Source organism: Halomonas sp. AOP12-B1-6 (assembly GCF_052379225.1).
GTDB lineage: Bacteria > Pseudomonadota > Gammaproteobacteria > Pseudomonadales > Halomonadaceae > Vreelandella > Vreelandella casei.
On sequence record NZ_JBQSYK010000004.1, the window covers coordinates 277,400 to 294,915 of the forward strand.

Sequence of the window (17,516 nt, forward strand, 5' to 3'; positions counted from 1 at the left end):
TTGGCATCGATGGGTCTGTTTGTCACTCGCCGTCACGGTAAGGTAATTCGCCTAGCCCTGCCGATTATGTTGGGCATGCTGTCACAAAGCGTGCTCAACTTGATCGACGCGGCGCTTGTAGGACGGCTTGGTGAAGTCGCATTGGCCGGTGTTGGCGTTGGCGGCTACGCGATGTTTATGCTCACCGCTGTTGTCTTTGGCCTCTCCTCTAGCGTGCAGTCACAGACGGCTCAGCGCGCCGACGTATCTGCCACAGAACGCTGCCATCCGCTGCAGTCAGGGTTAATGATAGGCGCTGCTGTGGCGCTTCCGCTGTCGATATTGGCATGGTGGCAGGCGCCTCTTTTAATTGGCTTTATCACCTCGGCGCTGGATGTACATGAGGTTGCCGTTAACTACTTTCGTTGGCGGATCATCTCGTTACCAGCCATTGCGCTAACGCTATGCTTTCGTGGCTACTGGAATGGTCGTCAGCAGACGCAGCTTTATTTGCAGATTATTGTGGCGGTGCACCTGCTGAATGTCGTCGCTAGTGCGGGCTTGATCTACGGCGTTGCCGGCCTGCCGCAAATGGGGGCCAGCGGTGCCGGTGCAGGCACGACCCTATCGCTGTTTGTCGGCTTGGTAGTATGGAGCAGGATTAGCTTGAAAAGTGCATTCAATACGCATTTTTTGACATGTCTGCCTAGCTTCGCCACGCTACGCTCAACGCTCGCATTAGCCATACCGCATTCTATCCAGCAGCTTTGGTTCGCTGCGGGCTATGCCGTTTTATTCTGGCTATTAAGTCAGCTAGGCACCGCTAGCGTTGCTGTTGGGCATGTCCTAATTAATCTATCGCTCCTGCTGATTTTACCGGGTGTCGGCATCGGCGTTGCTGCGATGAGCTTAGTGGGCGAAGCCCTAGGGCGAGATGCCCAGCGCGAAGCGCATCAGTGGGGTCTGGATGCGCTTCGCGTGGCCTGGCTGCTGCTGTTATTGTTGGCGCTGCCTATGCTGCTAATGCCTGAAAAGATACTTAGCGCCTTCTTTAGCAGCCCAGAACTCATCGTAATGGGCGCCGTGCCGCTTCAGCTAACCGGTGTGATGATCGTTATGGATGCGGCGGCGCTGGTGCTTGCTCAGGCGTTAATGGGCGCTGGCGCTCAACGTACTGTCATGATTCTAACCCTGGGTATGCAGTGGTTGTTTTTTCTACCGCTGGCCTGGTGGGTTGGTATTGGCTTAGGACATGGCCTATTGGGTGTATGGCTGGTGCAGTTATTATACCGGCTGGTTAACTCGATCGGATTTGTGTGGGTCTGGCAGCGCCGTCGCTGGGCCTCAATGGATTTTAAATAGCTTTTAGAACTAAAAAGATAATTATATATTCTTTTGTAGAATATGACGCCCGCGTTAAGGTGGTACTACGCTAACCCCCGTCTCAACGTGACCATTTCGCTTTTTAGCAGGATCGTGCCACATGTACCGTTATGATATTCACGACCAAACGCTGGTTGATGAGCGTGTCGCTCAGTTTCGCGACCAAATGGAACGCTATCGCGCTGGGCGTTTGGGCGAAGAAGAGTTCCGTCCGTTACGGTTGCAAAACGGCCTTTATATTCAACGGCATGCGCCAATGCTGCGCATTGCAATTCCCTATGGCATGCTGGCTGGCCATCAGCTGCGTGCCCTGGCTGAGATTACTCGCCGCTATGACCGTGGCTACGGCCATTTTACCACGCGTCAAAATTTACAGCTGAACTGGCCGGCTCTCGAAGATGTGCCGGATATCTTGGCCGATCTCGCCAAGGTTCAGATGCACGCGATTCAAACGAGCGGCAACTGCATTCGTAACACGACCAGCGATCAGTTCGCGGGTATCGCCAATGATGAAGTGGAAGATCCGCGCGCCTGGTGCGAACTAATCCGCCAGTGGTCTACCCTGCACCCCGAATTCGCTTATTTGCCCCGTAAGTTTAAAATCGCGGTTAGCGGTGCAGCGCAAGACCGCGCAGCGATTCAAGTGCATGATATTGGTCTGCGCTTTTGGTACAACGCCGAGGGTGAACTGCGCATTAAAGTATTGGCTGGTGGCGGCTTAGGCCGAACGCCCATGATTGCTGACGTAGTGCGTGAAGACCTGCCTTGGCAGCACTTGCTGACGTATCTGGAAGCCTGTGTACGGGTTTACAATCAGTTCGGCCGGCGCGACAACAAGTTCAAAGCGCGGATCAAAATTCTCGTTAAAGCGCTTGGGATTGATGAATTCCGCCGCCGGGTAGATGAAGAGTGGACGCACTTAAAAGATGGCCCCCAAACGCTTAATCAAGCCGCTGTCGACGCCGCTAAAGACCACTTCCCTGAGCCTGATCGCCGTCCAGTAGCCGCCTCAGCCACTGAAGATTTTGATCGCCTGCGCGCGGATAATCGCAGTTTTGCGCGCTTTGTGACCAACAACGTCACTAATCACAAGGTGGCTGGTTATAAAGCGGTGACGTTGTCGCTTAAACGCCGAGAGCATGCCCCGGGTGACGTCACCGCTGATCAGATGGAAGCCGTCGCAGATTTGGCTGACCGCTACAGCTTTGGCGAAGTGCGCGTGACGCATGAACAGAACTTAGTGCTGTCCGATGTTCCTGTCGATGAAATGCAGGCGCTTTGGCAAGAGCTAGACGCGCTCGGCATGGCGAACCCTACGGTAGGAACGCTCAACGATATTATTTGCTGCCCAGGCGGCGACTACTGCAGCTTAGCCAACGCAGTGTCTATTCCTATCGCACAAGCGCTGCAGGAACGTTTTGAAGACCTGGATTTCTTGTATGACCTTGGCCCTCTGGATCTGAATATATCTGGCTGCATGAATGCCTGCGGGCATCACCATGTCGGCCATATCGGTATTTTGGGCGTCGATAAAAAGGGTGAAGAGTACTATCAGATATCGATTGGCGGTAACTCTACCGACGATGCCTCGCTGGGCAAAATTTTGGGCCCTTCATTCTTCCGCCAAGATGTACCTGACGTGGTCGAAAAAGTATTGGCGGTCTATGTGGACCAGCGCCATGAAGACGAGCGCTTCTTAGATACTTACCGTCGTATTGGCCTAAAACCCTTCAAGGAGCATGTTTATGCCAAATAAGAGCATGCCAACGACAGACGCGCTCAATGATGAGGCGGAGGTGCTAGAGCAGACGCCGGTGCACGCTGATCATTTAATTGTGAATGGCGAGCTAGCGGCCGAGAACGCCTGGTGCGTCTCCTATGACACCGATACCTTGCCTGAACAGCGCCCTGCGTTTGTACCGCTGGCGTTATGGCAAGCGAATCAAGAAGATGCTGAACTGGCGCCGCTGCTTACCAGTGATACCGAATTAACCCCCGCGCTGAGTGAGCAGATCGGCAGTGTGGCGGCCATTGCGATTGATTTTCCTGCCTTTACCGACGGGCGCGGCTACACGGTCGCTCGATTGCTGCGTGAGCGCTTTCACTACGCAGGTGAAGTGCGTGCCGTCGGCGATGTCTTGGTTGATCAATTGGACTACATGCGCCGCTGTGGCTTTACGTCAATGGCCCTGCGCGACGACCAGCATCCAGAAGATGCCTTGCGTGCGCTGAATGCTTTTAGCGTTCGTTATCAAACGGATGTTGAAGAGCGCCAGGCGTTGTTTGAACGCCGCTTAGTTGCCAGCAAGTAACATTGAGTATCAGCCGGCAAAGGCCCAGCGCCTTTGCCGTTTTTTTTGATTTTAAAGCGCGAGCCTAAGGTTTGACGCCACTTCGTCTATCAATGATTCCGGCACGCCGTGTTCGCCGGCAAGCTTTCGCCACTGGGCAACGTGTGCAATGGTTTCATCAATCATGGCGTTGATTTTTTTGCGGGTAAACAAAGGGCTCAGCCTTTCTAGCGAATAAAGGTCACTGCGAGAGAAATGGTCGCGCTTACCATTGAGGCTCATCCAGTGGCTGTTCACCCACGGGCTCCCCGGTTTGTAGCTGTAAGCAAGGTCATAGGCTGGTGAAAGTGACCAGGCTCCCCCTTTCAGCATAAATGCAAAATTTTTCGCATGATCATCATGGTTTCTAGCCACTATATTAAAAACCATGCGTCTAAAGAGCTGTTCGGCATCTGCGGCAGAAAGCTGTAGCTGTCTCGCCACACCAAATAATTCAGCGTATGAGAATGAGCCTGGTTTTTTATAGTCAACGTGGGCTATGCCGTTCAGGGTTTGTACGTGCAGTTTACGATTGCCGATTCGATCAAACCGTTGCGTTATAAAGTGACGCCGCGGACCTTCATTAATCAGCTTACAAGGCATCATCTCAATGCCGCAGGCTTTCGCTAACAGGTGATAAACGTACTCCATGGCACCATAGCCTAGCGGGTCGCCAAACGTCTCACGATTTTTATTATGCTCACTGACACCATCAAACTTCATTAGAAAGTGAGCAAACCCATCCGGTACGCGTGTTTGTCCCGAGCGCACTTGGGTGAAATCCTGATTAAACGCCAGAACCGCTTTAGGACGAGCGCCTCCAGCACTCATTCCGACAGACAGTAGTGCCATCATGGCTTCTCTGTCTTCCTGGCCGTCTTTGTTAAGCTCAACGGAAAAGGTTGATCGGCTATCGAGTATTTCCTGCGCAATGCCGACTAAGGTGGCTATTTCAACGTGAGCGGAGGCATTGAGACTTTTTAATTTCGTGGCGGGCGAATACTCCAGCGCTCCCATGCCCCGCTTGCCGGTATATTGCAGCCTTTGCAGCGGCGTAATATCGCCAGCCTGCCCGCCTTTGCTGGCCACCCATGCATTAAGCACGGCATTACCAAAGTCATCGGGCAGTGAGTCGGCAATGAGTCCTGGCAGGCCCTTGAAGGTTTCAATATTGAGCTCAGGAAAGCTGAATATTTTTTTGCCAAGTGGCATTTTAATAGGAGAAAGCTCAACGCCGTCGTTAATAAAGGCGCCATCGTATTCAAAGGCACCAACGCCGGTACGAGTATCGAAACTCACTGCCCCTACGTAGCGGTCGAGATAGCTGACGTTGATAACTTCCATTACCATTCAAGCGGCTCCTCATCCTTGGTTTTTCTCTGGCCAGAGGCACGCTGACGCTGCTTGCTCTGTAGCTTGGAAAGCTGCAGTGGTGAAATAGTTTGTGGTGGTAAAAAGTGCTCTAGCTGGGCCGTCATATCGAGAGCCATCATGATGGCTACCAGTCCTTCTAATTGGATTTTTCCCTTTTCAGCATTCAGCACCACCTTTCTGGATAAACCCGCTAGAGCTGCTACTTCTGCTTGCGTCATGTCATGATTGAGGCGCGCCTGCTTTAGGCGCTCCCCTAACGTTTCAGCAATCGCGGCGGGTGATTTATTTTCAGTAATCATAAGATGCTCTTAAGCGAACATAGTTGAAAAAAATATCTGCTATGATCTAAATATAGCACATTATGAAGCATGGTTATTAAGTAGATCAATTAATATCAAGCCATCAGTTTTTAAAGATCTAAAACAAGGACATTAATGGCTTAAAATGGCTTAATGTTACAATAATAGCATCTTGTGATGAGTCTAATTCAATTAGCCACGTCTCTTTTGCTGGCGCTCGCGGTTATTGGCTTTAGCGCGATCGCTTTTACGCAGCATTACCCACGTGGCGCCTAGCCCTCCTTCAGACGGCTGGGCTGATACATACGCCTGCACTTCCTCAAATTGGCTGAGCCACTTGGCAAGATAAGAGCGCAGAACGTTAGCCGGACTATCAATCTCACGCCCGCGGCCATGCACGATCAGCACCGAGCGTAAATCGTGGGCATAGGCTTCCTGAATAAAAGGAAAAAGCAGCCGCCGACACTCGCTTAAAGGACGCCTGAGCAGATGGAGCTGGGACTGAACGCTATAACCGCCGTGCTTTAATTTATCGACAACGCCCTGCTGTATGCCCTCACGGCGATACTCGATAGGATCAAAAGGAGGAAGCAGGTCGACAAAGTCGTCGGATAAAAAATTGCGCGCTCCTCGCTCTTCTTCTGCCCACTCACGCCGTGCCAGCTGAGCGTCAGAAGGACATTGACGATGAGCAGTAGGATCGGCGCGGTTACTTGCCGGTAGCGGCCTAACATCACCGACGAGAGCTCGAAAATCCATATCATCACGAAGTGGCTGATTCATTGCAGGCTCCTCTGACAGGGTCTAATGACTATCCTAACAAACTCGAAGACTGTGCTTAAACAGATTAAATAAGTCGATAACATAGGGCTTGTCATCATCTATTCAGAGCGCCAAGCTATGCCTGCACTTATTTACCATTCAGTGAGAGGCACTCTGTTTTGGCTAAAACAGTTTGGTTGAAACGCCTAGCGATCGGCAGCGGTGTGGGGATTGTGGGCATGGCAGGATGGCTGTGGCTAACCATGCTCAGCCCATGGTTTTATGATCGCCCAGACGATCTAGACGACATCGAGCAGCGCATCCATCAGGTCTTTGTATACGGTACGCTGCGCTATGCTCCGGTGCGCCTGGCCGTCATGGGGAGTTTCGGCTCTCCTGAAGACGCCGTGCTTGTGGGTTATCAGCGCAATGGTCTCGACCTTTCGTCCCAGCCCGGGAGTCAAGTCAATGGGCTGCTACTCACTATAGACGCCGCTGAATTGCGCCGCCTAGACCGCTATGAACGACTGGGCGTACGCTACGATCGTAGGACTATAACTCTTGAGGACGGCACTCGTGCCTGGGTTTACTTGCGCCGTCCAGGTACACGAACTGCGCTTGCCTCCTACCCAGCATTGCCGGTAGCTCTGGTACCATAGGACAGATAGGCTTATCTGTATTTACCAAGACCGCTTTTATGACCTTATTCAGGAATGATGATGAGTGATATGACCCCATACGTTTTGGTTCTCTACTACTCTCGCTCCGGCGCTACCGCCACCATGGCGCAGCAAATCGCAGCCGGCGTAGAAAGCGTACCCGGTATTCAGGCACGTTTGCGCACTGTGGCACCGGTTTCAACAACCTGTGAAGCCGTTGATCCCGAAATTCCTGTTGAGGGCGCGATCTATGCTGATCTAGACGATCTGCGCAACTGCAGCGCGTTGGCACTGGGCAGCCCAACGCGATTTGGCAACATGGCAGCGCCGCTTAAGTATTTTATCGATTCCACTAGCAGCCTATGGATGAACGGTGCACTGATTGATAAACCTGCCTGCGCATTCACATCAACCTCAAGCCTACATGGCGGTCAGGAGAGCACATTGCTGACGATGTTGGTGCCTTTGCTGCATCATGGCATGGTTTACGCGGGTGTGCCGTATAGCGAAACAGTGCTATTAGAGACACGCACGGGCGGAACGCCCTATGGTGCGAGCCACCTAGCTGGAGCTCGCAGCGATCACTCTGTTGATGCGCATGAGCGCGCGCTTTGCGTTGCACAGGGAAAACGGCTGGCTCGACTTGCGTTAGCGTTGGATGTCATGCGGCAGAATGCTTTATGAGGCAGTGGCTGGAAGATATCGAGGCACGTCATGGATTAGATAAGCTCACGCTAAAAAGCCGCCAGTTGGTGCTAATCAGTAGTGCCATCCTGCTGGTATTAGTTATTTATCGAAGCTTTTTAGTACAGGGCGATGAATTCAACTGGCGCCCTGTCGTGGCTTTTGTGCTTCCTCTTGTGCTGTTCTTACCTTCGATTATTGGCCGGCGGGCGCGTGGACACGCATGGCTTGCGTTCGTCAGCCTGCTCTATTTCACTCAAGGTGTCATGCTGGCAAGCGTTCCAGGGCAAAGCTTTCGTGGCATTTCGGAAGCCATCGTTTCGCTTGCCCTGTTTGCGGGCTGTATGGGCTATGCGCGTTTTCGTAGCCGGCAGTTGCGCCAAAAATAATTCTATTAACAGTTCTATCAAAAATAACGCTGTACTCACTTGCTGGCGAAAGCCAAGTGGATCGCTCTAAATTCTTTGAGAATCGAGAGTAGCGGTTTGAGCTTTGAGGTGAAACCGGCGACCATGGATGAAATTCAAGGGAGAGTCATTCGATGACACGTAACATAGCCGATATTAGGCGTGATTATGAAGGCGGCAGGCTAGATGAGTCGCTGGCACCCAACGATCCTTTTGTACTATTTGATGAATGGTTCACTCTCGCCCTGGAAAAAGAAGGCCAGGATGGCAACGCCATGACGCTGGCGAGTGTGGATAGCCAAGGCAGGCCTCACGCACGGGTAGTGCTGTTAAAAGGCTTTGATGAACGCGGAATGGTGTTTTTCACCAACTACCATAGCCATAAGGGTAGTGAGTTAAGCAATGTGCCCTACGCGGCGATGACGTTTTGGTGGCCATCACTTTCCCGGCAGGTCCGTATCGAAGGACTCGTTGAGCGGATACCCACCGAAGAGTCAGATGAGTATTTTGCCAGCCGCCCGCGCGGGAGCCAGCTTGGTGCCTGGATTGCTACGCAAAGCGTTGTGATTCCAGGGCGTAACTGGATTGAAGAGCGTCAAAAGCGCTTTGAACAAGCCTACGACGGACAAGATATACCGCGCCCAATTCACTGGGGCGGCTACCGCGTAGCACCTGACATGATCGAGTTTTGGCAAGGCCAGCCCAGCCGTTTGCACGACCGACTGCGGTTTGAACGTCGCGATAGCCATGAGTGGAGCCGTTTTCGCTTAGCGCCTTAACGCGAAGAGTACATAAAAAGCATTCGAGAGGCCTGCAGGGATATAGCGACAGGCCTTTTGAGATTAGTCTGGCAGGCTCTCGAGGCGATGCCGCTGCCACTCACTGTCAGGTTCATTGAGGCGTAGCACGGCATCAATCACCTGCTCTTCCATGTTGTAACGGCATTTAAAACCTAAGTGTTTCATCAAGGCCCGCATCGGATGGTTATCGACCATGATTTTGCCGATCATTTCCAGAGTGCCGATGTTAGTGCAGTAGTCGATCATCTTCTTCATTAACAGGCTGCCAATGCCGAGCCCCTGCAGGTCATCACGAATGATGATTGAAAACTCGGTACGAATATTGTCAGGGTCGTTCCACACCCTCGCCACGCCAAGCATCTCTTTGTTATCGTCTTCACCTAAATATTCAGCGATAAAGGCCATCTGGCGGTCGTAATTGATATGCGACAAAATCGACAAATCACGCTGCGTTAAATTGGATTTATTGTGGAAGTAGCGAAAGCGAATGCTCTCTTCTGAAAGCTGGCGGTGGAACGTGGTAATTAAATGCGCATCTTCAGCACGAATAGGCCTGACCTCGACCTTCCAGCCATTTTTTAGCGTCATCCATTCACGTAGTTCTTCTGGATAAGGCATGATCGCAAAGCGCGACGGCGTACCCAGATCCATTGCGAAATCAACGGCTATCATACCATCGCGATTAAGTATTAGCGGATTCACTTCAAGCCCGCGTAGATCGCTGAGATCTGACGCCATCTGCGATAATTTAACCAGCATTTGGCAAAGATGCTGTATATCCCGCTCAGGGTCGGCGGAGTGTTCGCGGATTAACGAGGCCGCATGCGTTCTGCCCACTACGTCGGCGGCTAGGCTCATGTTCAGCGGCGGCAGTGCTACCTGGCGATCAGCCAAGACATTGACCTTATAACCCCCGATACCAAAGACAATAAGAGGGCCAAACACCGGATCACGGGTAATTCCTGCGCAGATCTGCATGGAATGCTTGCCGCGCTGCATGGGCTGCAAACAGTATTCGCGGATCGCATACTCCGGGAATTTTTCCGCGACTTTATCGCCCAGCTGACGAATACCCTCAGCCACCTGCTCTGGGGTTTCTAAATCCTGCAACAAGCCTGCAGAAATTTTATGCGGATGCTTACGGTAGCGATAAGGACGGCAATTGCCTTCATGGACAACCTTGAGGGCTTTGCTTCCCGAAATGCTTACGGCTTTTTCAAGCGCTTCTTCAGGGCTAGATAAATACACGCTGGGTGCCGTGGGAATACCGTATGCCTCAAGCACTTGAGCAGTTTCAGAGTGAGTTAACGTTTGCCGGCCCTGTTCTTTTGCCTGCTTGATGAGCGTGCGGCACTGAGCGCGTATTTCAGGGCTCGTTGAAAAAGGTAAGCTGGGCGGAATTTCCTGCAGCAGCGCCTGAACACGCTGGTAGATCACCATGTGCATGAAGGCCTTAACGGCTTTCTCCGGTGAAATGTAGGTAGGGATTCCGGCTAAATTACATATATGACGTGCATTCAGAGCTTCTTTTAGGCCCATCCAACTGGTCAGTAAGTTGCGACGAAACTTCTTACGATTATCAATCAACACTTGTGCCGTGACGAGCGATGGCGCCATACGAGTGGGCGCGTGAACGACCAGTACGGCATCGACATTGGCATCAGATGCGACAATTTCTAGCGCTTGAACAAATCGCTCTGGCGACGCATTGCCGCCTAAATCCACCGGGTTCTCTCCCGGCTTACTCATATCGACCTGGCTAAGATGCAACGCCGCCTGCGTTTCAGCGCTAAATTCGGCTAACTTACCGCCAGCGCTAATCAGCTTATCGATAGCTAGCATGGCTGGCCCCAATCCGTTCGAGACAATGGCCAGGCGATCCCCCTTCAGGGGTTTCATGCGTGAAAGCGTTTCTAGTGCATCAAGCAGCTCATCAGAATCATCAACGCGCACAACGCCAGCCCGGGCAAAGGCAGCATCAAATACCACATCGCGATTCGCAATGCCGGGCGTTGGCGCCATGCCCGAAATGTCAGATTCGGGCGTACGCCCGCTTTTTATCGCCAGCACTAAGCGATTACGCGATGCATCGCGCACGGCCGTCATAAAATGCTGGGCATCATTAACCCGCTCGAGGTGTAGCAATATAGCCTGAGCTGGCGAGTATTGATTAACGTAATCAATAAGATCCGGCAATAGAACGTCTACGCTATCGCCAACCGTAATTAGATGCGAAAAGCCTACATCTCGCCCAGCGGCCCAATCTATCATTGCATTGGCCAGCATGCCGGACTGGCCCAAATAAGCGACACGCCCCGCTTTTACCGGCTGACTGGCGTAAGAAACATTAAGATTTTTGCCCGGTACAATCAGCCCCATGCATTCAGGACCCAATACCCGAATACCCGAAACGCGAGCCGCACTCAACATCCTTTCACGGATAGAGCCTTTATTGCCCTTATCACGATCCAGATAAGCACCGCCAGACAGTACCAGAGCGGCTTTGACACCTGCTTGCCCAAGCTTTTTAATTAAACTGGGTATACCCTCAATAGGTGAGCACACCACGGCTAGGTCGGGCACTTCGGGCAGCTCACTTACGCGGCTAACGCACGGGACTCCGAATACCTGAGCATAGCCTTTCAAGTTCACGGCCCATAGCGACCCTTTGAAGCCGCCCTCTTGAATGTTTCTCAGCACTAAACCGCCCAGCGATGAGGGCTTTTCAGAGGCACCAAACACCGCGAGTGTACGAGGTTGAAAAAAATGGTGTAAGAAGCGCGTGCTCACAAAGGGATCTCCCCTGACATAAATAGCGGCTGTACGACTTATTGAGACTGTCGCGTAGGGCCTGGAGGCGATTAAGGTGTCATCAATAATAATGGAGCGCTTGAATGATTACCGCCTACCTTACCCACCCCGATTGCTCATTGCATCATATGGGGCCAGAGCATCCGGAAAGCCCACAGCGTCTGGAGGCTATTCGCGCCCACCTATCGCTTGCTGGTTTACTACAGCAGACCATGCAGGCCGACGCTAAAGAAGCGAGTGAAGAGGCATTAGCCAGGGTACACCCCTTGCGTCATCTTCGCTCGCTGGAAAAGTGTTTACCCAAAGAAGGCATCATCGCATTGGATGACGATACCATGATGAATCCTGACAGCCTGCAAGCCGCTAGAATGGCTGCCGGCGCTGTTATTAAAGGGGTTGATCAGGTTTTTAAGTGCCAGGCAGATAATGTGTTTTGTGCCGTTAGGCCGCCTGGGCATCATGCGGAAGCCAGCGATGCGATGGGCTTCTGTTTTTATAATAATATTGCCGTTGGCGCAGCCCATGCCCGCGAAAAATATGGTGCTAAGCGTATTGCCATACTGGATTTTGATGTGCACCAGTGCAACGGCACGATTGATATTTTCAAAAACGATCCTGACATTCTTATTTGCACAAGCTTCCAATACCCGTTTTATCCGTGGCGCTATCTGCGCAGTGAGTGGCAAAACGTTGTGAATACGCCATTAGAAGCCGGCACCGATGGGCCCGAGTTCAGGCGCATTATCGAAAGCCATTGGCTGCCCGCTTTGCATGCTTTTAAGCCAGATTTAGTTATGATATCTGCAGGCTTTGATGCCCATCGTGATGATCCAATGGGCGACATTTGCTTGGAGGATGAAGACTTTTACTGGATCACTCATCTTGCTATGGAAATCGCTACACGATACGCCGATAACCGCATTGTTTCGGTGCTTGAAGGTGGCTATAACCCAAAATCGTTAGTCAGTGGTGTCGAGGCGCATCTAAAAGCGCTGCTTGGTCTGCCCTTCGCCGAAGTGCCTTAAGGCCCGACTCTATTGGGCCTGGCTAATGGGAGTGAGTTTGAGCTGTGCTATCATATTTATATTCAAATGCACCACGTTAACGCAGCCAATGTGACGATTTATGACCGCAACTACTGAAGAGCATGCCGCGCTGCGTATTGCATCGGGAAGCAAACCGTTTGTTGAACCGCTGCGCCTGGGCGAACGACTCAAGCAAATTCGTCTTGCTAACCAATGGACGCTGGAAGATGTAAGCCAACGTACAGGGCTTGCGCGTTCAACGCTGTCTAAAATTGAGAATGATCAAGTGTCACCTACCTTTAGCGTGGTGCAGAAACTGACGACGGGCCTGAACATTGACCTGCCCCAACTGCTGACGCCACCTAAGCGTGAGCGTTACACCATGGGCCGTCGCGATTTAACCCGTAAAGGTAAAGGCCAGCTACATCCTACGCCTACCTACGAACATGAATTGCTCGGGCATCAGCTAGCCCAAAAGCGCATGATCCCCTTCAAAACTATCGTACGCGCCCGCAGTTTCGATGAGTATCAACAATGGGTGCGCCATGATGGCGAAGAATTTTTAATGGTGCTGCATGGCGATATCATGCTCCACACCGAGTTTTATGCCCCGCTAGTCTTAGCCGAAGGCGATAGTATCTACTTCGATAGTGATATGGGCCATGCGCTCGTGTCGACCAGCCATAGCGATGCAGTGGTGCTTTCGGTGTGTACGCGCGGCGATGTTGCTTAACGTGATAGAAAAATGCGTGTTAGAGGCAATTAGTCGGCTTTGGCAAACCGGCTAACCGGGCAATTCTTTTAGGTGGGCTGCCTGGGAAAAGCTGCATCAAGTAGATGGAACGCCCCTTCTCTTCACCCAGTGCCGTTTTGGTTGCTTTTACCAACGGCCTCATCGCCGGTGCCATTTCATAGCGCTGATAAAAAGCCCGGACGACATCAATTATTTCCCAGTGTGCCGGCGTTAACGGCAAACCTTCTTCATTGGCCATTAACTCAGCCACTGATTTACTCCAGTCCGTTTGGTTAACTAGATATCCTTCAGGATCGAGGCCCCATTTTTTTTCTAAATCAAGATAACGGTATACTTTTTCGATAGACATGCTTAATACCACGTTACTGTTTTTTCATTCTGCTCTGTCAATACTACAAAACCGTCTACATCTACAGTAGGTAGTCCATTATCAGCAGCTATGTTTGCAAGGCCTCTAGAAGTAAGGTCTTCAGAAAGCAAATAGATACGCTGATGGAAGTGCTGCCATGCGCTCCAAGTAGGATTAAGAGCGGCTGTCACCGCCTCTTCAACCAATAGCACTGTATCTTGAGCCCCTACCGCATGCTGCATTTGAGTAAATGCACTACTATCTGGCGTATTGGTGAGGATGTGTAACATGGTCATTGCCTCACTAAAAGCTAAGTATTTTGGCGTGTTGCTGCAATAAATCAGGTATATCTACATTCGCTATTAACGTTACGCCGTCGACAAGCGCATCTGTGGATATATCTAGGCTTTGTAGTGCCTCTTTAGGCACCCAGAGTTTATCAATATCGTACATTTCTAGCATATCGATTGTTGGCAGCGTGGCTTTCTGACCTGGCGCGCCACTACCCTGCTCTTTTAATAGTGCCATTATACCCTGCCCCATAAATAGCAGCTCCACCGGCTGCCCAAAAGCCGCTGCAACCAGTGCTGCATCTAACCCTTCACGCAACCAACTAGAGCCGTGAGGTGCATGGCGAATAATCACCAGCAGTGTGTCAGGTGTCGCCATTGACTCCCCTTTTAAGCAAAAGTAATAAACCGGTCAGACCGCTGCTGTAATTCAAGCAATTGTCCAAGGCCGGTTAATTCAAAGGGCTTTTCAATATTAAAGACTTGCTTACCATGCCGCTGCGCTTCTGATTCGCTCATTAGCCCTCGACGCAACGCTGCGGCAATACAGACATCTAATTGTACGTCATGTAGGCGATGAAGCTCGAGCCAAGCTTCATTGAGATTGAGTTCATCCTGCGGAGGTGCCATTAGTGAAGACGCATTATGAACACCGTCGTGATAGAAAAAAACTCCCGCTAACCGATGCCCCCGCGCAATAGCTGCGTGGGCAAAACGTAAAGCAGAATGCGGTGCAGGACTGCTATAAGGGGCGCCCATCACCAGTAAACCGTACTGCATCATCTTAATACCTAGTCACAGCTAGCTCAAAAAAAAGACAGGCCCTCCAAAAGGGCCTGTCCTATCGTCTAACGCTGTTTAAAATCAGTCGTTACTCATAATACCCAGAATCGACAGGAGGCTAATAAACAGATTGTAGATGGATACGTAAAGCGTCACGGTAGCGAGAATGTAGTTAGTCTCACCAGCGCGGTGAATGATTTCACTGGTTTGATACAGAATGGCAGCTGAAGCAAACAGTACAAAGCCTGCAGATACCATTAGTGACAGCGCGGGAATATTGAAGAAGATGCCCGCGACCATGGCAAGAATCAGCACGATGGCACCAGCCATCAGGAAATTACTTAAAAAGCTAAAATCCTTTTTGGTCGTAAGTGCCACAGCGGACAAACCAACAAACGTAAGCCCGGTCATAGCAAGCGCATTCATGATCAATGCACCGCCGTTTGGGAGCGTTAGGTACGCAGAAAGAATCGGCCCAAGGGTAAAGCCCATGAACCCCGTAAACGCAAACGTAGCCAGCAACCCTGTCGCTGAATTCGCCGTTTTATGGACAAGGAACATCAGTCCATAAGCACCGACAAAGAACACGATAATGTTCATTTGCTGGATGCCCATTGCAACAGCGGCACCCGCTGTTACTGCCGAAAACAAGAGTGTCATCGCCAGCAGTGCGTAGGTATTACGCAATACTTTATTCGTACTGACACTGTTTGCCACACCACCGGACTGGGGGCGTGCCATACGTGAGTCGTTGTAAGCCATGTGTTAATGCTCCCTAATAGTATTCTACCGACAGACAAGAATGCCGTTACTGAGTTCCAGACGCAAGTACTTGTCTTCTACGCAAATGGTAATTCAACGTTGCACTACTCGCAGGTGAGCTTGAAACAGCGGGCATTGCCTACGAAGTCGGTATTTATTCCGGTGCCCCGCACGCATTTAGCGTGTTTGGAAGCGCTGCCTACCGAGAAAACGCCGACCAGCGTTCGTGGGCAACGTTTAAAGGCTGGCTAAATGAGATACCTAAATAAGTCTAACTCTTACGAACACCTAGTGACGCGAGCCGTGCCACTAGGTCATCGTCTGATGGAAGAATTATTTAACTTTGTGCTTCTTCTTCATCATCTTTGTGGGCGGTCACGGTCGTGACTGCCGTTTGACGGGCATCTTGAGGAGAGCTATATAGACGTGCATCGATCACATGCAACACTGCCAATTGAGCAAATAGCACCGCAAAGCAGACAATCAATCCTTTCAACATGGTAGATCTTCCTTAGTGAATTAATAGCATCAAGCTGACAGCATAATAACGATTATTTTTAGATAAACAACGGGGCCTAACGTGAATTAAATAATGTTAACCGCTCTTAGAAGACTTTTGGATGATATTTCTATTCACAATTATCTATCTCTCAAATACTTAACGCCTGTATCAGGTGGTCCGCTTCAGCAGGATTGGTGTTTTTTCCATCGATAGAATCAATCCTTAACGGTTACTTTTCGCAGGTCATCGACGGAGATGCCATCCGGCAGCTCTGACTCGCTGCTCGGCAGCCAGACAGGTGAGAAGTCGCTATCTTCTCTACCATCATCATGCGTATGCCCTGGAATACGATAAACCACTTGCTCGCGTCGATGATCCCATGCGAATACACGCTCCATACGCCACTCCTCGTTAAAGAATATTTCAGCTAAGACACTAGTGCCTACGTTGACGTTCCGTCACGAGCAGACCCGATGGTTGATTGCCATTTTACGGCTCTAAGGAATATTCGCATATCAATGGCGGAGATATGCTTCGCATTCGCACGCATAAATTTTAGCCAATCGACATAGACCGCATAGATGCTGTTAAATGTAGCAGGATTATTTAACTGATAAGGAGTTATCCATGAAAGCACTCATTCCACTGTGTTTAATTGCCGTACTGCTGGCAGGCTGCAGCTCAGGTCCTTCTTCATCACGAACCGCAGATTGCCGCGATGTAGCAGAAAAAATGGGCGACACGATGGCCTACGGTGACTGTATGCGAGGGACAAAGATTAATACGTCTGGTTTTTGATACGGCTCAGCCGGGTTCTCTAGAAAGCTAGAAGCCTTTTCAGCAAGGCTCTAAGCCCCCCACCGCGACAAGCGTAGGGGCTTAGAAGTCGACATTAGAGGTAAATGATAGGAAAGATTAAATCCTAGCCACGGAATTAATTCTTATCGCCTGTTATTTCACCCGCGATTTTTCGCAGCCCTTTTTCAATAAGATGTTCCTCACCTTCTCTTTCAAAGTCTGCTTCCGCGGTTGGCTCAAAAAGCGCTGCCCCACAAGAATCACATGTAGGTGTCGCTTTAGATTCGATCTCAACGTCGGGGTTGTAGTCCTTACCGCACTTTTGGCACTTATCTACACTGTTCATGGCAGATCTCCTTTTGCCGTACCCATATCTATTGAGCAACAAGCAGAAGAATAGGTTCAACCAAGGATGATGAAAAGATAAGTGACTCTTAATGAAAGATAGCTCGTGCACACAGGAGAATTTTAGAAAAAAATGCCCCTGGCGAGTCAGAGGCATTAAAGTGGCTTCTATGAGTGAACTATACGGGTCGCGCCTATACCACTGTCGTTGGCGAGGTTGAGTATCTCCAGATGGGAAAGCGAATTTGAGCCTTTGCTCTACTGCAGCGGCACAATGAACAGACTGCCCAGGACGCTATCTAGCAAGTAACCCCAGCAATGAAGCGCTATATTAACAACAACCTTGTGAAAGCTAGAGGCAAATAAATATCACGAAATACCAGAAAACATAGCGCTTCGACACAGGTAGGCAAAACGAAC

Annotated in this window: 23 protein-coding genes; 11 read left to right on the forward strand and 12 right to left on the reverse strand. The window is 50.7% G+C overall.

The annotated features are described in order from the left end of the window. Positions 1-9 precede the first annotated feature (9 nt). The 3 genes from ACT3TR_RS13900 to ACT3TR_RS13910 all read left to right on the forward strand — a co-directional run bounded on the left by ACT3TR_RS13900 (position 10) and on the right by ACT3TR_RS13910 (position 3,674). The gene (locus tag ACT3TR_RS13900) at positions 10-1,341 is read left to right on the forward strand and encodes an MATE family efflux transporter (protein ID WP_444625437.1); all 1,332 of its coding nucleotides are present in this window, start codon (positions 10-12) and stop codon (positions 1,339-1,341) included. 121 nt (positions 1,342-1,462) lie between these two features. After that, positions 1,463-3,118: a nitrite/sulfite reductase gene (locus tag ACT3TR_RS13905; protein WP_444625436.1), complete on the forward strand. Its 1,656-nt coding sequence runs from the start codon at positions 1,463-1,465 to the stop codon at positions 3,116-3,118. Then, positions 3,108-3,674, forward strand: a complete 567-nt coding sequence (locus ACT3TR_RS13910; RefSeq protein WP_444625435.1) for a DUF934 domain-containing protein — start codon at positions 3,108-3,110, stop codon at positions 3,672-3,674. Before ACT3TR_RS13905 ends, ACT3TR_RS13910 begins: the two co-directional genes overlap by 11 nt. A gap of 51 nt (positions 3,675-3,725) precedes the next feature. Here the strand turns inward: ACT3TR_RS13910 and ACT3TR_RS13915 are convergent, their stop codons facing one another. The 3 genes from ACT3TR_RS13915 to smrA form a co-directional block, all read right to left on the reverse strand. After that, on the reverse strand, positions 3,726-5,042 hold the full coding sequence (locus ACT3TR_RS13915) for a type II toxin-antitoxin system HipA family toxin (protein WP_444625434.1): 1,317 nt from the start codon (positions 5,040-5,042) through the stop codon (positions 3,726-3,728). Continuing rightward, positions 5,036-5,365, reverse strand: coding sequence for a helix-turn-helix transcriptional regulator (locus ACT3TR_RS13920; protein WP_096280014.1), 330 nt, complete (start codon positions 5,363-5,365; stop codon positions 5,036-5,038). The genes ACT3TR_RS13915 and ACT3TR_RS13920 overlap by 7 nt, the downstream gene beginning before the upstream one ends. Before the next feature lie 192 nt (positions 5,366-5,557). Next, the gene (gene smrA / locus ACT3TR_RS13925; RefSeq protein ID WP_096280012.1) at positions 5,558-6,148 is read right to left on the reverse strand and encodes a DNA endonuclease SmrA; all 591 of its coding nucleotides are present in this window, start codon (positions 6,146-6,148) and stop codon (positions 5,558-5,560) included. Between the two features lie 158 nt (positions 6,149-6,306). Between smrA and ACT3TR_RS13930 the strand changes: the two genes are divergently transcribed. From ACT3TR_RS13930 to pdxH, 4 genes are all read left to right on the forward strand, one after another. Then, positions 6,307-6,786, forward strand: coding sequence for a gamma-glutamylcyclotransferase family protein (locus tag ACT3TR_RS13930; RefSeq protein ID WP_225734413.1), 480 nt, complete (start codon positions 6,307-6,309; stop codon positions 6,784-6,786). 60 nt (positions 6,787-6,846) lie between these two features. Further along, a complete protein-coding gene (gene wrbA, locus ACT3TR_RS13935) occupies positions 6,847-7,470 on the forward strand; it encodes an NAD(P)H:quinone oxidoreductase (RefSeq protein WP_096280010.1) in 624 nt (207 codons plus the stop codon). Continuing rightward, a complete protein-coding gene (locus ACT3TR_RS13940; RefSeq protein WP_096280008.1) occupies positions 7,467-7,859 on the forward strand; it encodes a DUF2069 domain-containing protein in 393 nt (130 codons plus the stop codon). Before wrbA ends, ACT3TR_RS13940 begins: the two co-directional genes overlap by 4 nt. A gap of 152 nt (positions 7,860-8,011) precedes the next feature. Beyond that, entirely contained in the window at positions 8,012-8,656 is a 645-nt protein-coding gene (gene pdxH, locus ACT3TR_RS13945) for a pyridoxamine 5'-phosphate oxidase (protein WP_096280006.1), read from the forward strand. A 63-nt stretch (positions 8,657-8,719) separates the two neighbouring features. Here pdxH and ACT3TR_RS13950 read toward each other — a convergent pair whose 3' ends face one another. Then, positions 8,720-11,467 carry a bifunctional acetate--CoA ligase family protein/GNAT family N-acetyltransferase gene (locus tag ACT3TR_RS13950; protein WP_444625433.1) on the reverse strand — a complete coding sequence of 916 codons (2,748 nt, stop codon included), beginning with the start codon at positions 11,465-11,467 and terminating at the stop codon, positions 8,720-8,722. Positions 11,468-11,571: 104 nt separating this feature from the next. Between ACT3TR_RS13950 and ACT3TR_RS13955 the strand changes: the two genes are divergently transcribed. After that, positions 11,572-12,513 carry a histone deacetylase family protein gene (locus ACT3TR_RS13955; RefSeq protein ID WP_444625432.1) on the forward strand — a complete coding sequence of 314 codons (942 nt, stop codon included), beginning with the start codon at positions 11,572-11,574 and terminating at the stop codon, positions 12,511-12,513. Between the two features lie 100 nt (positions 12,514-12,613). Beyond that, positions 12,614-13,246 carry a helix-turn-helix domain-containing protein gene (locus tag ACT3TR_RS13960; protein ID WP_096280000.1) on the forward strand — a complete coding sequence of 211 codons (633 nt, stop codon included), beginning with the start codon at positions 12,614-12,616 and terminating at the stop codon, positions 13,244-13,246. A 19-nt stretch (positions 13,247-13,265) separates the two neighbouring features. On the opposite strand, the gene ACT3TR_RS13965 is transcribed toward ACT3TR_RS13960, so the two are convergent. From ACT3TR_RS13965 to ACT3TR_RS13985, 5 genes are all read right to left on the reverse strand, one after another. After that, positions 13,266-13,616 carry a TusE/DsrC/DsvC family sulfur relay protein gene (locus tag ACT3TR_RS13965; protein ID WP_441683639.1) on the reverse strand — a complete coding sequence of 117 codons (351 nt, stop codon included), beginning with the start codon at positions 13,614-13,616 and terminating at the stop codon, positions 13,266-13,268. 2 nt (positions 13,617-13,618) lie between these two features. After that, complete coding sequence (tusB, locus tag ACT3TR_RS13970) at positions 13,619-13,906, reverse strand: sulfurtransferase complex subunit TusB (RefSeq protein ID WP_096279996.1); 288 nt, start codon at positions 13,904-13,906, stop codon at positions 13,619-13,621. Between the two features lie 13 nt (positions 13,907-13,919). Further along, positions 13,920-14,285 (reverse strand): sulfurtransferase complex subunit TusC, encoded by a 366-nt coding sequence (gene tusC, locus ACT3TR_RS13975; protein ID WP_444625431.1) that lies wholly within the window; start codon positions 14,283-14,285, stop codon positions 13,920-13,922. 11 nt (positions 14,286-14,296) lie between these two features. After that, positions 14,297-14,686, reverse strand: a complete 390-nt coding sequence (gene tusD, locus ACT3TR_RS13980) for a sulfurtransferase complex subunit TusD (RefSeq protein WP_096282355.1) — start codon at positions 14,684-14,686, stop codon at positions 14,297-14,299. 84 nt (positions 14,687-14,770) lie between these two features. Further along, a complete protein-coding gene (locus ACT3TR_RS13985) occupies positions 14,771-15,451 on the reverse strand; it encodes a Bax inhibitor-1/YccA family protein (RefSeq protein WP_096279991.1) in 681 nt (226 codons plus the stop codon). Between the two features lie 152 nt (positions 15,452-15,603). Here ACT3TR_RS13985 and ACT3TR_RS13990 point away from each other — a divergent pair, with 152 nt between their 5' ends. Next, on the forward strand, positions 15,604-15,720 hold the full coding sequence (locus ACT3TR_RS13990) for a dienelactone hydrolase family protein (RefSeq protein ID WP_444647236.1): 117 nt from the start codon (positions 15,604-15,606) through the stop codon (positions 15,718-15,720). 68 nt (positions 15,721-15,788) lie between these two features. Here ACT3TR_RS13990 and ACT3TR_RS13995 read toward each other — a convergent pair whose 3' ends face one another. Further along, entirely contained in the window at positions 15,789-15,950 is a 162-nt protein-coding gene (locus tag ACT3TR_RS13995; RefSeq protein ID WP_176483395.1) for a hypothetical protein, read from the reverse strand. Between the two features lie 218 nt (positions 15,951-16,168). Then, a complete protein-coding gene (locus tag ACT3TR_RS14000) occupies positions 16,169-16,351 on the reverse strand; it encodes a hypothetical protein (protein WP_096279987.1) in 183 nt (60 codons plus the stop codon). Between the two features lie 229 nt (positions 16,352-16,580). Here ACT3TR_RS14000 and ACT3TR_RS14005 point away from each other — a divergent pair, with 229 nt between their 5' ends. Continuing rightward, a complete protein-coding gene (locus tag ACT3TR_RS14005; RefSeq protein WP_176483394.1) occupies positions 16,581-16,751 on the forward strand; it encodes a hypothetical protein in 171 nt (56 codons plus the stop codon). A 136-nt stretch (positions 16,752-16,887) separates the two neighbouring features. Here the strand turns inward: ACT3TR_RS14005 and ACT3TR_RS14010 are convergent, their stop codons facing one another. Beyond that, positions 16,888-17,097 (reverse strand): hypothetical protein, encoded by a 210-nt coding sequence (locus ACT3TR_RS14010; RefSeq protein WP_444625430.1) that lies wholly within the window; start codon positions 17,095-17,097, stop codon positions 16,888-16,890. Between the last annotated feature and the right edge of the window lie 419 nt (positions 17,098-17,516).